This is a genomic window from Microbulbifer maximicatervae (SeqCode) (assembly GCF_052467695.1).
The window spans coordinates 1,496,709-1,513,277 of the sequence record NZ_CP174320.1 but is presented as its reverse complement, the minus strand read 5'-3'; the positions used below and the strand labels follow the sequence as shown (position 1 = coordinate 1,513,277).

The following is a 16,569-nucleotide window of genomic DNA, read 5'->3' as shown; positions in this document are numbered from 1 at the left end:
TTCTACCTCTGACTGCCCAAGATTACCGAGCAATTACTCCCACCAAAGGCAAAAGAGTTACTCATTACATAGCGCAATTTTCCAGGAGCCTCGTGGCCTTGATACAGGTTCAGTCGCACGATCTCCGGATCATAGTGGCCATCATACTGATGGCGGGGAAATTGATCATATTGTAAGGCAAGCCAACAAAAAGCCGCTTCAAGAGCGCCTGCAGCACCGAGTGTGTGCCCGGTGAGAGGTTTTGTGGAAGAACACGGTAGCTGGCTTCCAAACACTCTTTCAACGGCTAGAGCCTCCATAGAGTCGTTATGTGGCGTTCCCGTACCATGAAGATTCAGATAATCAATGTCGGCGGTATCCAAGCCAGCATTCTCCAGAGCCCCGCGCATACAGGCTTCCGCACCACGTCCTTCTGGGTCTGGGGCCGACATATGGTGGGCATCTGACGTGGCAGCAACACCGGATAGAACCACAGGACCAGGCTCTTTGCTCAGCACAAACATTGCTCCAGCTTCCCCGAGGTTAATACCATCCCGATTAACGCTGAAAGGATTGGTCTGGCCGGCACTAAGTGCCCCCAGGCTATGAAAACCCCGGACTGTCATGCCACAGAGGGAGTCCACACCGCCAACAACAACGGCATCACAAGTACCGGTTGAGATAAGGCGCCGGGCACTGGCAAAAGCATTGGCACTGGACGAGCAAGCTGTGGAGACGGTGAGCTGAACGCCTTGGATTCCCAGGTACTTCGCAACAAAGGTACTCAAACCAGCCATTTGCTGTTGAAGCCGATAATTATATCCGGTCTCTTGCTCACCACTTAAGTAGGCCTCACCTGAGTCTATTCCCGAGGTTGAGGTTCCCATCACAACGCCAATTCGGCCCGCACCATGTTTTTCTATTAGTTCAGCGACTGCACTTTCAATTTGAGTCAGTACAGCCATAGCCAGCTGGTTATTGCGGCAGTGGTAATCTTGCAACGAACTCGGTAAATCAGGCAGCTTCCCCTGCACAATACCCAGATTCCCCCGGTATTGTGGCAAATAGGTTTCATCGACCTGCATATGAGAACTCTCATCACCGAACAAGGAATTAGCTACTGCCTCAGCAGTATTTCCCAGAGTGCAGATGATCCCCATATGATTAAGATAGAAATTTTTCATACTTAGAAATTCCTAATGCTTAACCTATAACCCAGTAGTTTGTGCTCCAGCTCAATTTGGGCCTTCCAAATATCTTTACTGCTATAGCGAGCCACTGAATTCACTTCACCATTGCGTGAGAGTTTTCGCGTGTAAATTCCCTCGACAATAGCCTCGTCCAAATTCCAGCCTACGGGCAATACTTCACGAAGCTGGGCAATTGGCCAGTATACAAACTGGATATCTGCCAGCAATTTCTCTGGTGGCACTCTCTCTGCTCTACTCATGTGGTAATGGGTGCTGACCTCATTACCATCGTATGTAACATCCAGCAGGCTTATCCCTTCAGGGCTGAGAAGAGATAGCTTTAAACTCTCCATAGTGTGGAAAGTAGCCGCCATCAATTCATACTCATCGCCTTGATAGACAATGCGTAAATGTTGATTGAGCTGGCGCGGTCCCTCGCTCAATAACGGGGCCAAAGGCCAACTTTGCAGCTCTTCTTTCCTCCCCCCTGTGGACATACACCCCACCAGAGTAAGAAAGCTCAAAAACAGTATTACTTGGCGGAACATATTTCTACCAGCGTATTCAATCGACGCTCAGCAGCGGCAACAAACGGATTTTTTTTATCCCATGCATAACCAGCCAAGATTGAGCAAATCATGCCTTTTATTTCTTTTTGGTCGGTTTGATAAAAAATTACATCCTGGAAACGACCGTCATACCAAGCTTTGACATAGGTTTTAAAAACTTCCACACCATGCTTCAGGGGTTCAACAAACCCTTCATTCCAATCAACCGCTTCCCCTGAGAGCTGGCGATGCAGGCACTCAACTGCTAACTCTGAGGATTTCATTGCAATGGTAACACCGGATGAAAACACCGGGTCTAGAAATTCTCCGGCATTCCCCAAAAGCGCAAAACCAGGGCCAGCCAGTTTGGTCACATCACTGGAATATCCACGAATACGTTGTATTTCCGTATCGAATTTGGCATTGCGCAGAGTTTTTGCCAACTCGGGGGCGGAGGCAATAGCCCCTTTCAATATCTGTTCCGGATCCTGCCCCCAGGTCGAAATCTTTTCTTTCTCACCTACAACCCCAATAGAAGCTCTTCCATCTGCAAAGGGAATCAACCAGTACCAAATATCCCGCTCACTGGGATGCACAGTGATTAAGATTTTATCCCGGTCAAAATGGCTATCATCAATATTGTCTTCAACATGTGTAAATACGGATTCTCGAACAGGAAACTCTGACGGACGATCGAGATCAAGTAATCGCGGTAAAACTCTGCCAAAGCCACTGGCATCCAATACAAAGCGCGCCTGGAAAACCAGGTTTTCGCCGTCATTCTCGGCAATTAACTTTGCGTTATTCTCAGCAATATCAACTGACACTACAGAATGGCGATAATAGACCTTAACACCCTGGCGCTCTGCTTCATCAGCCAGGATTTTATCAAACTTAGCTCGCTGTACCTGGAAGGTGGTGCCATGCCCAGGGGAGAACTTCTCCCGGAAATCAAATGATGTACGAGCACCATCCCACTCAAAAGCAGCACCATTTTTATATTGAAAGCCCGCTGATTTCACAGCTTCTAACATATCTGCTTTTTCAAGATACTCGATACATTGAGCCAGTAGGCTTTCACCAATAGAAAAGCGAGGAAATTCTTCCCGCTCAACTATCGAAACTTGCCAACCTTTTTTAGCCAATAACGCACCTGCGATAGCTCCGGCAGGACCGGCACCAATAATAACAACGTCAGACTTAATTTCTTTCATTGGCTAATATCCCTTACCCCGTGTACAAAAAAATAAAAATGCCAACAACAAAGTTAATACTGTGCCCACAGCCAGGACTAACCCAAAATTTGCTATCGCCGGTGTGCCAGACAATGCTAACAAACCAAACCCTAAAAAAGTTGTTAACCCAGCCATAGCTATCGCCAGCAGGGTATAATGCTGCTCAGCCTTCCTGCTTGTATGGCTAAATATTGCGTAATCTATACCAATACCAAAGACAAGTAATAAAGCCGCAACATGAAATAAATTAATTGCTGATCCCTGTAAAATCACTATCGCCAGGGTGCCTAGTACTGCGCTGGATGGAAGTGCAACTATACTTAAGGCTTGTTTTATTCCTGTTTTAGTTGCAGTTACCAGAAATACAACAATGAATATTAATGGCAGTAATTGCAGCAACAGATCACGCTGTTGTGACATAACATTAGAGATACTTCTGGTAGTATCAACATAGGTTACTCCAGGCAGTAACTCTAAAGATGACAAATCTTCTTTTAAGCCATAAATACGTACCACAGAATAACAGTGATTATTTTCACAACCCAACCATAGTCCTTTATATTGCCGACCTGCAACTGGCAACCATTCAGAGAAATTAAAGGTATTGAATGGCTGTATTTTAGAACTTAACTGCTGGTTAATATCTTGTTCAGAATAACCCAATTGCTGATAAAAAGACCTGACAGCATCCCCACTGTAAAACTTCGACAATAACTTCCAGTCAGCTTCTTGAACCTCTTTTGGAGGTATCCGGTTAGTTACCCCCTGAAAACCACTAATAATTTCCTTTTCTACTAAATAGCCTAGTTGATTTCTAAGTTCCCATTCTCGTGTTAATACCTGTTGTTCATCTTCACCAAAAACCAAAAAATAACGGGAGTCTGGCCGGGATTTAATCAGAGAATTTAGCTCTATTTCATCTTGTGTAAGAAATTCTGGAGGCTGGTAAAACAGTTTTAGGTCATCATTAAATTGAATTTTCTGAAGCGCCGCAGATCCAAACATCAACAGCCCAACCAATGGAAACAGGTAGTACCTAATATTGAGTTTAGGAAACTGACTGGAAAACGATAAAGGCCTATGCTTAATATTAATCCAGCGTGGGAATAGCAGGATCACAGTCAACCAAGCCCCTATTAAACCACAGCCGACAAAAACCCCTATTTGTTGTAAAAGCGGAAAAGGTGTTAATGCAAGAGAGAAAAATGCCAAGCAGCTTGATATCAAGCCCAGCAATAGCCCAGGTAATATATCCTTATCTTTTGGCTTGCCCAGCCTCAATCTATTACAAATAAAGTGAAATGCGTAGTCAATCGCCAATCCAGAAACCGTTGTACCAAATACAAAAGCCAGTATATGAATTTGGCCCAAAATAATAATAACACCAGATATACCACTGGCCACGCCACATAGAATTGCGAATGTACAGGCTAGTAGAGGTTTTAATGAGCGAAAGACAACAATACATAGACAGCAAATAGCAAGGATCGAAAGGGAGCCAATCAGGCGTATTTCATCCTGTGCCATAGCAGCAGCATACTCTGTATGCAGGGGGGCTCCAGCTACCAGCAGCGAATAACCATTTTTTTGAGCCCATTGCTTTAATTCTGACTGTAAAGAAAGAAGTGATATATCGCTCTCTCCAGTCAAATCAACTGGTGCGGCCAGCGTATAAAGCAGGGTAAAAACTTTATGTCCTTCTGTATGTACCGGAATTCCATCAAAGACTTGTGGAGTAACTTCAATATCAGCGGTAAAGTAATTGCGAAAAGTTGAGAAAGTATCTTTCTCCAAATCAATTCCAGCGCCGTCAGGCCCGTATAATTTACTCAATTGACGCTGTATAAGTTCCTCTGGCGTAGCGTCTAATAACGCCCTATCTTCAGGGCTGAGTAGCTGTTGGCGCAGAGGAAAGAGCAGCTCCCACTCCTCTTTATAGCTTTCAGAATCGGCCCAACGATATTCAACAGACTCTAAAGATTTAGCGGCCTTTAGTTTCTGCGCCAACTCTTGGGTATGCCTGGCCAGATGTTGTGATTCTTTTCCTTCAGAAACTAAAACCCAAATTAAACTTCCCTGTAATTGCTGACTGACTTTTTTCTGGATGCCAGCACTACTTACCGAGTCGGAGTTATTTTCAGCTAATAACAAAATATCTGTTTGTAGCCAGCTGGATTGATAGCGTAATACAGTTATCCCAATAATTACACTAACAAAGGAAAGCCAAATAACAACTCGACGTGACATGAGATTATTTCTGGTTATCTTCTGAGAATTCACTCAGTAGTTGACTGTTATTAGCTTCAACTGAATGTAAATTCAAAATATCTATTTCAGTAATTGCCATGTTGGCTTCAGCTAGTACTATTTTCCGAATCTTTTTGTCTCCCACGACTTCTATTGATTCAATAACCTTTCTAAAAGCCTCTTGCTTGGGAATTAAGTTAATTCTCCATTGCTCTTCTGCGATCTGTGGTCCCACCGTAAAAGTCTGATCCAGTTCGCTAAAATCACCACTGATAATCTTTAATAGAGGATCAGCCACATGATTTCCTACAATATTGCTATTGACCCGATTCCCAGAATCAGCATCATCTAGCTTAAATATTCGATGGGATTCTATTGGATTCTCTATTCGCCAGCTTAATCCTAACTCTTCAGAAATAGCCAGGATGCCTGAAGAAACCAGAGGCCTGGGCAATTGGGGCAGCCTCTTTGTCTGGGAAAAAGTGCCAAGCATCTGTGGAGATGACACAATATTTTTCTCTATCTCCCGCAAAACTGCCTGCTGCTCCGAAGTCAAAGCAGAAGTTACTGTGGAAAATAGAAAACAAATAAAAAATAAAACCAAGCGCTTGGCAGTCATCACTAATTTACCCCCAATTTTTCCAGCAAAATTGAAGGCGATGCAAACAGCATTTCGGCACTGCTTATTTCGACAGCTACCTGTACGGTATGTCCTTTTGTTAAGCGTACACCGGTATCTCTATCTGTTATCGTATAATTGATCTTAAATCGATTTTCATATTCAGAAACCTCAGCGCGAATAACAATCCACTGCTGAAATCGCAAAGGCTTGGCATATCGTACGCGCAAATCTATGACCGGCCAGGCAAAACCTGATTCCTTCATCTGTTGGTAGTTATATTCCAACTGATCAAACAATGCACATCGGGCTATTTCAAAGTACTTTGCATAATGCCCATGCCAAGCTATCTCCATCATATCCACATCGTGGAAAGGAATTTGTAGTTCAACTTGTGCTGTCCATTTTTCAGGGCGCATAGGTTTATTAGTTTTCATATAAGCGCCAATGTCTTTGCTGAATTAACGAAACGAATTTTCTCAATGGCTGTTCAAGCTCTCTATCTTCCTCCAGAAAAGAAAATTCATCTCCTATCTGCCTGATTGTGGTATTAAGAGCGGTAGATAATTTTTCCAAATCCACTCCTCCACTACGAACTCGAAGCTGAATGCCCTGCCAAGCAACCATCAGTGCCGCTGCGGTTGTTTGCTCCGTTAACTGTAATACCCTGATACAGTCCCTGGCAGCAATGGTGCCCATACTGACCTTATCCTGGTTATGACACTCCGTTGATCTGGAAAAAACGCTTGCGGGCATGGTCTGCTTTAGTGCTTCAGCAGTCCAGGCACTCACACCAATTTGAACAGCCTTAAAGCCATGGTTAATCGATCTTCGAGGCCCGGTTACACCTGATAGGTTTGCCGGGAGTCCATTATTGAACTTAACGTCTACCAGTTGGGCTATTTGTCGATCCAGTAAGTCAGAGAGGTTTGCTACCGCATTCTTCAGGCTATCCATGGCGAAGGCTATATGCCCACCATAGAAGTGCCCACCATGAAGCACCCTCTCGTTTTCAGCATCGATGATCGGGTTATCATTGGCACTGTTTAGTTCGTTATGAATAAACTGCTGGAGCCAGGGCAGAGAGTCCTGTAATACACCCACTACGTGGGGAGCGCACCGAAGTGAATAGCGATCCTGCAATCGGCTATTTTGTCTTGGAGCAGCACCAACATTGAGATCGTCATGAATCCACTTTGCAATCTGGTTTTGACCGGGGTGAGGCTTCACTGCAAAAAGCGCGCTATCGAAATGATAGGCATTGCCATCCAGTGCAATGCTCATCATGGAGGTAATACGAGCACTCAGCTGTGCTAGATACTCTGCCCGTTTGTAGGCTAAGCACGCCAAGCCAGTCATTGCGGCGGTGCCATTCATTATTGCTAAACCCTCTTTTGGATGTAGCTTTAATGGCTCAATCTGTAATTCATCGAATACCTCAGCAGTATCTCTCTGGTGGCCTCGGTACCAAACTTTGCGCTCCCCGCACAAAACCGCAGCAACATAAGACAGTGGGGTCAAGTCGCCACTGGCTCCCACAGAACCCTCTTGGGGAATTACCGGAATAATGTCTTTCTGAAGTAACAAAACCAATTGCTGCAACAGCCGATATCGGACCCCTGAACTGCCCTTTGCAAGGCTGGCAATCCGGGCAGCAACAATCGCTCTACTTTGCTCAAGAGTAAAGACTTCCCCCATTCCACAACCATGGAAGGTAAATAACCGATGAGGTAACTCTTCCACCAGGTCTGCTGGAATACTTTCGGTACAGGAATCACCATATCCAGTGGTTACTCCGTAGATCACACCTTCCTTCTGCCAAAGGCTATCCAGGAACTCGGCACCGCGATTTATCCTTGCGACAAAGCCCTCTTCATCAGATAGAGAGATATCGCCACGGCCAGCTGCAATGGTGTTTACCTGATCAATAGATAGATCTGTGCCATCAAAGACTATTTGGGTTCGTTGTAGTACTGCTGAATTCATTTTTGCTGATCCCAGAACGGGTAAAAGTTATACCATTGCAAAGGTGCTATATGACAATAGCGTTCCAACCGTCGTGCAAACTCCTCGACAAGAGAGCGAATATGCCCCTCTCTGTCACCGCGTTTCATCACAACGCGATCGCAGAGTTTTTCCATATAAATATCGTATCCGGAAGTACTGCGCAGACAGAAAAGCGTGTACACCGGGCATTTGAGCAGCGCAGCAAGAATATATGGCCCCTGGGGAAAAGGCGCTTTTCGCCCTAGGAATTCTGCCTCGCAGGTGCGCCCCATAGAGTTAATAGGTGTTCTATCACCGACAATAACAACCAGCTCCCCGGCTTCAACAGCCTCGGAGAGTCGCATCGCTAGAGCGGGAGTTACTTCTGTCACCTGGATAAGCCGTACTTGACTCAGGGGATTGAGCATCTTCATCATGCGATTAAATTTCACCGCATGCTTTGTATGCACTAGCACATTTACCCGTACCTTTGTCAGGCTGCCAAGCGCTCTGCAAACCTCCAGGTTCCCGAGATGGGAGCCAATTATTAATCCACCCTGGCCACTAGCCGCCAACTGATGAAGACCCGCTCTTTTTGGGAAATTTACCTGACTATCCGGGATACCCACAAACCAGGCTTCAAGCTTTTCTCTAGCGCTGTTAGCAAAATTAAGAAAAATTCTAAATCCGGTTTTCCAATTCGGTTCTATACCGCTAGATGGGTAGCGTTTGGTGAATAATTCCAAGTACTCACGGATCGAATTGCGGCCACTCTGATTTTTTAGGTAATAGCATAAAACTACCGGGTATACCGCAACTTTAAAGGCAATCGGACCCAACCAGTGATGCAACCAGAATAAGAACTTGATGCCCAGGAAAAAGCCTTGTTCCCGGTATTTTGACCAGTGTAAATTACTCACGCTTTTCGCCCTACTGTCGAAATACGCAGAGTTCTGGCCAACATGCCAAAAAATAGACGGGTGTGCATTGCCGATATAAGGAAGTTATCCTCAAATCCCCGGAAATGGGAAACGCCATCTATTGGGTAGCTCACATTAACAGGTACCTGGCAAAGACCGCCTTTGCTCCAATACCACCGTACCAAGATCTCTGGATCAAAATCCATTCGATCACCGGTATACTCGTTATCTAACAAATCTACAGTTCGAGATAAGGGATAACAACGCAGCCCACACATGGAATCCTTAATCTCCAGAGAAAGAGTATTAATCCAGATCCATACATGAGTTAGATAGCGTCCCCACAAACGAACTTTAGGTACTGATTTATCGTATTGCGGATAGCCACAAATCAGTGAATCAGGGCACTTTCTGCTTTTCTCTAGGAATTGAGGTATGTCAGCGGGGCTGTGTTGACCATCGGCATCGACTTGAATTCCATGACTATATCCAAGCTCTTTCGCAGCTCGCAGACCACTTTTTACCGCAGCACCTTTTCCACCATTAGCCTGGCGAACAACCAAGTGAACCCGGGGACCATAGCTCTGCTCTAAGCGTTGTAGTTCAATTCTACAGGGTTTATCACAGCCATCATCTACCAGAATGTAAGGCAGGTTAAAGCCATCCAGAGATGCCAGCGTCTGTGCGATCGCCCCCTCATGATTATAAACGGGTATTACAAAACAAAAGTTAGACATGGCTGAAGCACAACCTACCACTGCTATATTCTATATTGCCATCTTGAGTGTTTCGAAAAGAATAATTTAATTTGTTCTTTTCCTGGCTGAACTCCAAAGATAAAGTGACAGCATCACCGGGCATCATTAACTGCTTAAATTTAATCACTTCCATTTGGGTAAACGTACTGCCGGCTTTTACAAGTGGGCGGCCAAAATGCATAGCCCAATCCAGCTGTACCACTCCCGGCACTACCGGTGAGCCTTCAAAATGACCATCCAAGCAAGGCAAATCGTCATTAACCGTAAAATTAACTTGACGAGTATTATCTAATATTTCGCTGCTAATAATCTGTGGCACCATTGCTGCCGGAATTTCATCAAAAAGTTGCATTAGCAGGTCTCTCGTTATTTTTCCCTGTAAGTTAGTGGGAATTTCATCAACAAAACGCCAAGAACGTGGCACAGCCACGCCATCAAGATCCTTGGCCAGGGTTTCTCTAAGTTTACGAACAAGAGAAGCCTTTCCTTTCTTTTGCAATAGTTCTTTCCCGGATTCCGTAAGTGTGGCAACAGCGGCAACTACTTTTCTTTTACGCTCCAGGACAAGTGCATTGGCTTTTACAATATATGAGCTACCAACTAGTAGGGACTCAACCTGTGTAAGAGAAATTCTTTTCTCTTCAATCTTAATAATGCGATCAGCCCGCCCCTTAAGTTCGAACATACCGTCTGTACTTATTTGTACTTTGTCCTGACAAATAAACTCCTTGGGTAACCACGGAGAAGAGACTTTGAGTAACCCATCGCTATTTTTTGCAATGTTCACTCCTTTTAGTGGAATCCAACTTTTCTGACGCAATTGATTACGCCAGGCAATCCCCCCGGTTTCAGTGCTTCCATAGACCTCTATGGGCTGGATTTCACACAACTGATCAATCGCCTTTGCATCTACTTCCAGTAAAGGCCCCCCAGAAGAAAAGATATCCACTAAGGACTTTCCTAACTCCCATGGCCAGGAAGAAATACGGCGGCTTAATTGTGCAGGGCTTGCAACCCACACGGCAGGCCCCCATTTCTGGGCGTCTTGGAGTAATCCCACAATATCCACATAAGTCTTACTAACAAATCGACGCCCGCTGGCTAGCGGCCACAGTAATTTAAACAGTAAGCCATATATATGCTGGTGGCTTACTGTTGCCAAAGTAGCTGTATTAACCACCCGGGATGACCACTTCAGATTATGGGCCTTAACCTCGTTGAGCAATTGATATAAGGTTTTATCAACGATTTGTGGTTCACCACTGGTTCCTGATGTGAATAATTGAATACCAGCATCAAAATAACTGGGAACAAAAAGCTCTTCGCTATATTGATCCGGAATATTTATACTAAATGCCGAGCTGTCTTCCCAGCTGCCCAGTAATAGAGTTTGCTCACCCAGTTTTTGCTGGGTAAATCGCTTGTTATTTGCCGGAATAACAACGACTTCACAACAAGACATAGCGGCAAAAAAAAGTAAACTAAACTCGTAACTATCTTCACAGAAAATGGCAGCTTTTTTGATCCCAGCTTCGCTTAGGGATTTTTTTAGCTTTCGCTCAACAAATGCCAATTCACGCTTAAATTGTGCGAATGAAATTTCCCCACGACTTGAATAGCTAACTACTGCTTGGTCATTCGAGTAACCAAACACCTGTTCAAACTGTACTTTGTCCACGAGCTTAACTCACACCTTATTTTGGATGCGACGACGCAGTAGCCATTCACCACCCATCATAATTCCCATTAGCACATATGAAACAAGGCCATTGTAAAGAGTCCAGACTTTCATATCGCCGTTTAAAACAGTTGCCAGTGCGAGGCTTCCATTAATTAAAAAGAATAGACACCATGCCTTGGTAACCTTTCGTGTATATAGGACACCTTCAGGTGGTAAATCTGGAGTCGTAAGGCGAGCAAGCCGTTCTACTAATGTTTGCGGTTGACTCAAACTGTAAAAAAACAGTGAAAATAGAATCAGATTACAAAGAACTGGATACCAAAGAAGTCCGTTTGAGTCGCCCCTTAACCAGGAAACCCCAACAACAAAAGCCAAGGCCACAGCCATTAACTTGGTGCCAATCGCCTTATTCGCGCCGCCAAACAATACCCTTAAAACCGCAACTATCAACAGCAGTAACAGAATACTACTTAAAGACAAGTATTCTATGCCAAAGTAAATTGCCATAGGGTACAGTGTCAGAATAATGACCAATATTAGCTGCGCGAATCGACTCACTTCTCTGCCATTACCTTTTCAATTGCACCAACTACATCTCCAACAGTTCTTACACTTTTGAACTCTTCAGGTGCAATTTTCTTTCCTGTTACTTCTTTCAAGCGAACAATTAGGTCCACAGCATCAATACTATCTATATCAAGATCATCAGAGAGGTGGGCTTCTTCTGTTATATCTGCCTCATCGACCTCAAACATCTCAACCAGAATTTCGGTCAATTTTGGTAAAATTTCTTCTCTGCTATTCAACATAAATACCTCTATTATGCGCGGCTGCTGCTGACAAAATTTGCCAGGCTATTCACATTAGCAAAATGCGATTTTGTATCTTCGCTTTCTGCATCTATTGATATGTTGTATTTTTTTTGCAGAGCAAGACCTAACTCTAGTGCATCAATAGAATCCAGCCCCAAGCCCTCTCCAAAAAGGGGCTCATCTGCTACGATTTCTTCTGGATTAATATCTTCCAGATTTAATACATCAATAATCAGAACTTTAAGCTCTTCAACTAACTCTTTCACGCAGCACACTCCTCGGTAAAAAATGCTTTTAATTCTTGAGTAACCTCTCGGGCTACTTGTGGTGTTTCATCTTTTTCTTTTACTTGAATAAAACTCTCTGATTCATTCACATCGAATTGAAAATGTGGTCGACTCAGAGGAATACTGTACCAAGGAATATTTTTCATCAGCATCGGTGGATTACACCGTATTGTTACCAGAGTTGGGGTCACCCCGGAGCGTAACGCCATGTAGGCTGCCCCACGCTGAAACCTAAACGGTTGTCCTGGTACAGAGCGAGTTCCCTCTGGAAAGAGAACTACTGATTCCCCTTTTTGTAGTGATTTCGAAGCCAGTTCGATAATCTGTTCCGGGTCATCATTAGGTATATAGCCTGCAGTCACTACTGCGCCGCGCATAAACGGGTTTCTAAGTAAACTGGCTTTTACAATACAGTTGGCATTCGGTATTCGGGATATTAGAAATACCACATCAATAAGCGATGGATGATTTGCCAATATCAATTGGCCTGGTTTAGCTAACTTTTGTTCATCACGAAATTGATAGGTGTAGATTCCCGTGATATGCATAAAGCCAATAAACAATCGAAAAGCGTTGTGGATACACAAACGAGCCTTGCATTTTCGAACTTCTGTGTCCCGATAGATCACCTTTAATGGTGGGAACAGAACAAACCGCAGTATCAATCCACCGATACCGAACAGGCTAAATGCTATCGCCGTAGCGACCAACCTTAGCCAATACTTGTCTTTTTTCTTTGCCGGCAATAAGTTAACTGGCATTGATCTGTAGCTCCCATCTCTCTGAAACAGGTATACGCCCCTCGCGATCAATCAAAGATCTAATCAACGGAAGCTGGTAATCAGGCTCTGCAAATACTGACTCAGCTCCAGCACATTCACTGGCAGTTAACGATAGTTTTATATCTGTATCACTAGATTTATGTTTCGCCAAGCGCATAGCCGTTGCGCAAATATATGTTGAGCTCTCAGCGCTGGGATAGTACATCTCAGGTAGTGTTTCTTCACAGAACACTAAAAGCAATTCCTCAGCACCCTCTTGGAGTAGTCCAGCAGCCTCTATAAAACCCGACTGCATAGGAAAATCCCCCCCAGCTAACGCAAGTGCTGGAGACCTGGTTTTACAGGCAATAGAGAACTGTCCTGCAATTGCGTTGTGTACAGAAAGTCCAAATGCAGTTGGCGATAGGTCTTCACTTGCTGCAACGCCTTGTAACAAGGAATAAGTCCTCATTGCTTCGCCATGCACTGAGCAAAGCAGTAAAGGAATATCTTCCTGCTCTAATAGCGGAAAAGCGGTATTAAAAACGGCTTTAGCCAGCGGACTCAAACGACGGCGCTGCATTGCAGGAAGAAAAGACACATCCGCCTGGCTATTTCCACCAAGCTGCTTTTCTCCTCTACGCCAACCCTGCCAATCCGATTGATCTGATATTCCCGAGCACCATGCTCGCCAATTACTGACAACAAATTCCATAACCAAACATTAATTCTGGAGCAGAGCTCCATCCCCCAAAATCAAAAAGCTGAAGCTGGCCTTTCCCACCATTATTTTTAGTTGGCTAATAGGTATTGCGCGACCAGAGACAGGGCGGGAATGGTACACAAAATGACCAATAGCCGCCAGTAAAAGCGCTGAATTATAGGTCGATGCGCGGCCTTAGATTACAGTGAAATACACGGGCTTTTCCGGCCACTTATTCTCTCGTACTATGGTACACATTTGCCATGGGAAACTTGTATTGCACAGCCCCCCAGCCGTTAAAGTGAAGGTTTTTTAAGTCGACCAGATTCCATCGCTTCCAAAGGGAACAAATTCTTAGGGGTTATCAAATGCCTTACTTTACCTGCTCTTCCTTCAATAGCTGGTCAGGAAACTGGCAGGGAGATTCCATTCACCTGCTGGGAAGCACTGAGCTCTCACGGCTGGAGAAAATACACAGTATTAAACGCCGAGCCCAGTTCCTGGCCGGGCGAATATTACTGCGCACTTTAATTGCGGAGCAATACGAGTATTCACCTTGGGAAATTACAGTTGAGGCTGAAGCACCGACCATTGCTATGGTTAGAGGAAAACCCCTTTGTCATATTTCCATAAGCCATTCCGATGACTTTGTTGCCGTAGCAATAGCGGAAACTCCAGTAGGTATTGATTGCGAAAATGAGTCCCGCCAAAGGAATTGGTTGGCCATGGCTAAGCAATACTTCCACAAGGCGGAGATAACCGAACTAAACTCGCTCCCGACATCGCAAGTAGCTGCTTGTTTCCTCACTAAATGGACCGCCAAAGAAGCATTAGCTAAATGTTCTGGTGTCGATTTGGGGCAGCTGCTGGCCTCAGCTCCTATAATTAATCGACCTCAGCAATTGAACCATCCGTACAAGAATTACCTATTGTGGACAGGACAGCCGAGGCCTGGAGCCTACCTAAGCCTTGCGGTTAAACACAATCAAGCCACCTCTGTCGTAAACCCAATAGGCACATTTAGAGCTAGCCACTGCGGGAGAACAAGCGATAGTACTATCCTGAAGCCAATCAATGGTTTCAGTTAGGTTTGCTCCCAGGGTGTTCAAACCGCTCAATCCCTGGAAAATAAATCCCCAAAGAAATCACCTTCGTACCAATATGGTTGACTGTCGGCATCGGCAACTTGCCGGGCAATCAGGTAATTTACCTTGGTAAATTGCTCAGCCGCCTCATAATTAATCTGCTCGTCCGCAGCATCCCCTGGCTTGTGGTAGCGCTCGCGGAAGAAAGCCATCTGTGCAGCAGTACCATCCACACTGGGGTCTTTTGCCTCCCTTCCGGTAATCAAGTAGATTGAGGGCACTCCGCGACGGACAAAATTGTAGTGGTCACTGCGCACGAAGATAACTTCCTCCGGCATAGGATCGGGACTGAGTTTAAGCCCGGAACGGTTTGCAGCCTCCTCCGCAACTCGCCCCAAAGATGAATGTTCAGCACCGAAAGCAATAATATCGCGGAATGGATAGAGCAGCATGGGCATATCAAGGTTGATATTGGCTACGATCGATTCCAGTGGCACCGTGGGGTACTCGGCAAAATAATCCGATCCCAGCAAACCTTTTTCCTCTGCGGTAACAGCAACGAACAGCAGTGATCTTCGAGGATTTTGCCCAGATTCAACAAAAAGACGTGCGGTTTCCAACATCACCGCGATACCGGCAGCGTTATCCTGGGCTCCGTAGTAAATCTCGCCGTCCTCTTTCTTTCCAACATGATCCAGGTGTGCGGAAAAAACAACATATTCATCTTTCAGGAGTGGATCACTTCCCGGTAAAACGGCCACTACATTCGGGCTGGTTACGCGCTTGTGGTTAGAGCTGCTGCTCATTTTTGCACGGTAACTAAGGGGGAAGCCTTCTGGAGTTTTTCCCTGCTCGATATCGGCAAAAATACTTTCAAGACTGCGCTCAGCGCCATCAAACAGCTTGCCGCCTGCAGTGATGCTCAACATAACTCCCGGGTGCATCCCCGGGATTGCACTACCGGGCATACCAGTCTTTTTCACCCAGTCAAAAGTGTCGTCAAAACGGTGCTTCGCATAGTAGTCAAATGGGCGGCGTTTCTCCCGCTCAGGCGTATACAGGCGAACAAAACCCACAGCGCCATGTATTGCGGCAACCTGGCGTTTGGTGCGAGGAGAGGAGTGGTAAGCCCCCACTTCACTGGGCAAGCTCTGCGGCCGGCCTGCTAACACAACGACAATCTTTCCCTGTACATCCAGGCCGTGATAGTCATTAATGCCAAAATCCGGAGCCTCAATACCGTAACCGACAAATACCAACTCGGCATTGATCTGCGAGCGCTCACTCAGTGCGGAGGGCGATGCTAGAAAGTCCTCGCCAAATTGCATGGCGATTTCATCGTTCTGGCCCTCTAAGACAAATTCAGGATCACTCCCATCCCAACTGGCACTGCGAAAAGGCACTTCCTGGAAGTAACCTTGCTCCCCTGCTGGAATCAGCCCCATCTTTTTAAATTGGCCAGCCACATACTGTGCCGCTTGGCGATAACCCTCGCTACCGGTATCGCGACCCTCTAGTTCCGCTGATGCGAGGAAATTGATATCTCTACGGATGTAATCACTATCTGCAATGGGGCCAGTGCTGTTAATGCTGGAGGTGGTACAAGCCACCAATAGTGCCATAGCCAGGGCACCCAATAGACTTTTAACTCTCATGGGGAGTGCTACTTCTCAGGAATACAAAGCGTGATTGTTGATACGGACAGGTCATTTGAAATCGCACCACTACAGGTGCTTGTGGACCGTCGAGCAATTGCCC

General features: G+C 45.3%; 17 protein-coding genes. 1 reads left to right on the top strand and 16 read right to left on the bottom strand.

Annotated features, from left to right (window positions below; translation table 11 throughout):
• Nucleotides 1-2: 2 nt before the first annotated feature.
• From ACJJI8_RS06580 to ACJJI8_RS06510, 15 genes are read right to left on the bottom strand one after another with little or no spacing between them, the layout of a single operon-like run.
• A complete protein-coding gene (locus ACJJI8_RS06580; protein ID WP_444934584.1) occupies nt 3-1,163 on the bottom strand; it encodes a beta-ketoacyl-ACP synthase in 1,161 nt (386 codons plus the stop codon).
• Nucleotides 1,164-1,165: 2 nt separating this feature from the next.
• On the bottom strand, nt 1,166-1,666 hold the full coding sequence (locus tag ACJJI8_RS06575; RefSeq protein ID WP_444934583.1) for an ApeN family LolB-like membrane protein: 501 nt from the start codon (nt 1,664-1,666) through the stop codon (nt 1,166-1,168).
• Nucleotides 1,667-1,701: 35 nt separating this feature from the next.
• Entirely contained in the window at nt 1,702-2,931 is a 1,230-nt protein-coding gene (locus ACJJI8_RS06570; RefSeq protein WP_444934582.1) for an NAD(P)/FAD-dependent oxidoreductase, read from the bottom strand.
• A 3-nt stretch (nt 2,932-2,934) separates the two neighbouring features.
• Nucleotides 2,935-5,199, bottom strand: coding sequence for an MMPL family transporter (locus tag ACJJI8_RS06565; RefSeq protein ID WP_444934581.1), 2,265 nt, complete (start codon nt 5,197-5,199; stop codon nt 2,935-2,937).
• Nucleotides 5,200-5,203: 4 nt separating this feature from the next.
• Complete coding sequence (locus ACJJI8_RS06560; RefSeq protein WP_444906737.1) at nt 5,204-5,821, bottom strand: LolA family protein; 618 nt, start codon at nt 5,819-5,821, stop codon at nt 5,204-5,206.
• Nucleotides 5,821-6,255, bottom strand: a complete 435-nt coding sequence (locus ACJJI8_RS06555) for an acyl-CoA thioesterase (RefSeq protein ID WP_444934580.1) — start codon at nt 6,253-6,255, stop codon at nt 5,821-5,823. The genes ACJJI8_RS06560 and ACJJI8_RS06555 overlap by 1 nt, the downstream gene beginning before the upstream one ends.
• Entirely contained in the window at nt 6,245-7,804 is a 1,560-nt protein-coding gene (locus ACJJI8_RS06550; protein ID WP_444934579.1) for an HAL/PAL/TAL family ammonia-lyase, read from the bottom strand. Before ACJJI8_RS06550 ends, ACJJI8_RS06555 begins: the two co-directional genes overlap by 11 nt.
• Nucleotides 7,801-8,724: a lysophospholipid acyltransferase family protein gene (locus ACJJI8_RS06545; RefSeq protein WP_282930481.1), complete on the bottom strand. Its 924-nt coding sequence runs from the start codon at nt 8,722-8,724 to the stop codon at nt 7,801-7,803. Before ACJJI8_RS06545 ends, ACJJI8_RS06550 begins: the two co-directional genes overlap by 4 nt.
• The gene (locus ACJJI8_RS06540; protein ID WP_282930482.1) at nt 8,721-9,461 is read right to left on the bottom strand and encodes a glycosyltransferase family 2 protein; all 741 of its coding nucleotides are present in this window, start codon (nt 9,459-9,461) and stop codon (nt 8,721-8,723) included. The genes ACJJI8_RS06545 and ACJJI8_RS06540 overlap by 4 nt, the downstream gene beginning before the upstream one ends.
• A complete protein-coding gene (locus tag ACJJI8_RS06535) occupies nt 9,454-11,160 on the bottom strand; it encodes an ApeI family dehydratase (RefSeq protein WP_444934578.1) in 1,707 nt (568 codons plus the stop codon). The genes ACJJI8_RS06540 and ACJJI8_RS06535 overlap by 8 nt, the downstream gene beginning before the upstream one ends.
• 9 nt (nt 11,161-11,169) lie before the next feature.
• Entirely contained in the window at nt 11,170-11,670 is a 501-nt protein-coding gene (locus ACJJI8_RS06530; protein ID WP_444934577.1) for a COG4648 family protein, read from the bottom strand.
• Nucleotides 11,671-11,717: 47 nt separating this feature from the next.
• On the bottom strand, nt 11,718-11,972 hold the full coding sequence (locus ACJJI8_RS06525) for an acyl carrier protein (protein WP_202862844.1): 255 nt from the start codon (nt 11,970-11,972) through the stop codon (nt 11,718-11,720).
• Between the two features lie 11 nt (nt 11,973-11,983).
• Nucleotides 11,984-12,241 carry an ApeE family acyl carrier protein gene (locus ACJJI8_RS06520; RefSeq protein WP_444934576.1) on the bottom strand — a complete coding sequence of 86 codons (258 nt, stop codon included), beginning with the start codon at nt 12,239-12,241 and terminating at the stop codon, nt 11,984-11,986.
• A complete protein-coding gene (locus tag ACJJI8_RS06515; protein ID WP_444934575.1) occupies nt 12,238-13,023 on the bottom strand; it encodes a lysophospholipid acyltransferase family protein in 786 nt (261 codons plus the stop codon). Before ACJJI8_RS06515 ends, ACJJI8_RS06520 begins: the two co-directional genes overlap by 4 nt.
• Nucleotides 13,013-13,738 carry a beta-ketoacyl synthase chain length factor gene (locus ACJJI8_RS06510; protein WP_444934574.1) on the bottom strand — a complete coding sequence of 242 codons (726 nt, stop codon included), beginning with the start codon at nt 13,736-13,738 and terminating at the stop codon, nt 13,013-13,015. Before ACJJI8_RS06510 ends, ACJJI8_RS06515 begins: the two co-directional genes overlap by 11 nt.
• A gap of 356 nt (nt 13,739-14,094) precedes the next feature.
• Between ACJJI8_RS06510 and ACJJI8_RS06505 the strand changes: the two genes are divergently transcribed.
• Nucleotides 14,095-14,814, top strand: coding sequence for a 4'-phosphopantetheinyl transferase family protein (locus ACJJI8_RS06505; protein ID WP_444934573.1), 720 nt, complete (start codon nt 14,095-14,097; stop codon nt 14,812-14,814).
• A gap of 26 nt (nt 14,815-14,840) precedes the next feature.
• Here ACJJI8_RS06505 and ACJJI8_RS06500 read toward each other — a convergent pair whose 3' ends face one another.
• Nucleotides 14,841-16,466 carry a M28 family metallopeptidase gene (locus tag ACJJI8_RS06500; RefSeq protein ID WP_444934572.1) on the bottom strand — a complete coding sequence of 542 codons (1,626 nt, stop codon included), beginning with the start codon at nt 16,464-16,466 and terminating at the stop codon, nt 14,841-14,843.
• Nucleotides 16,467-16,569: the final 103 nt, after the last annotated feature.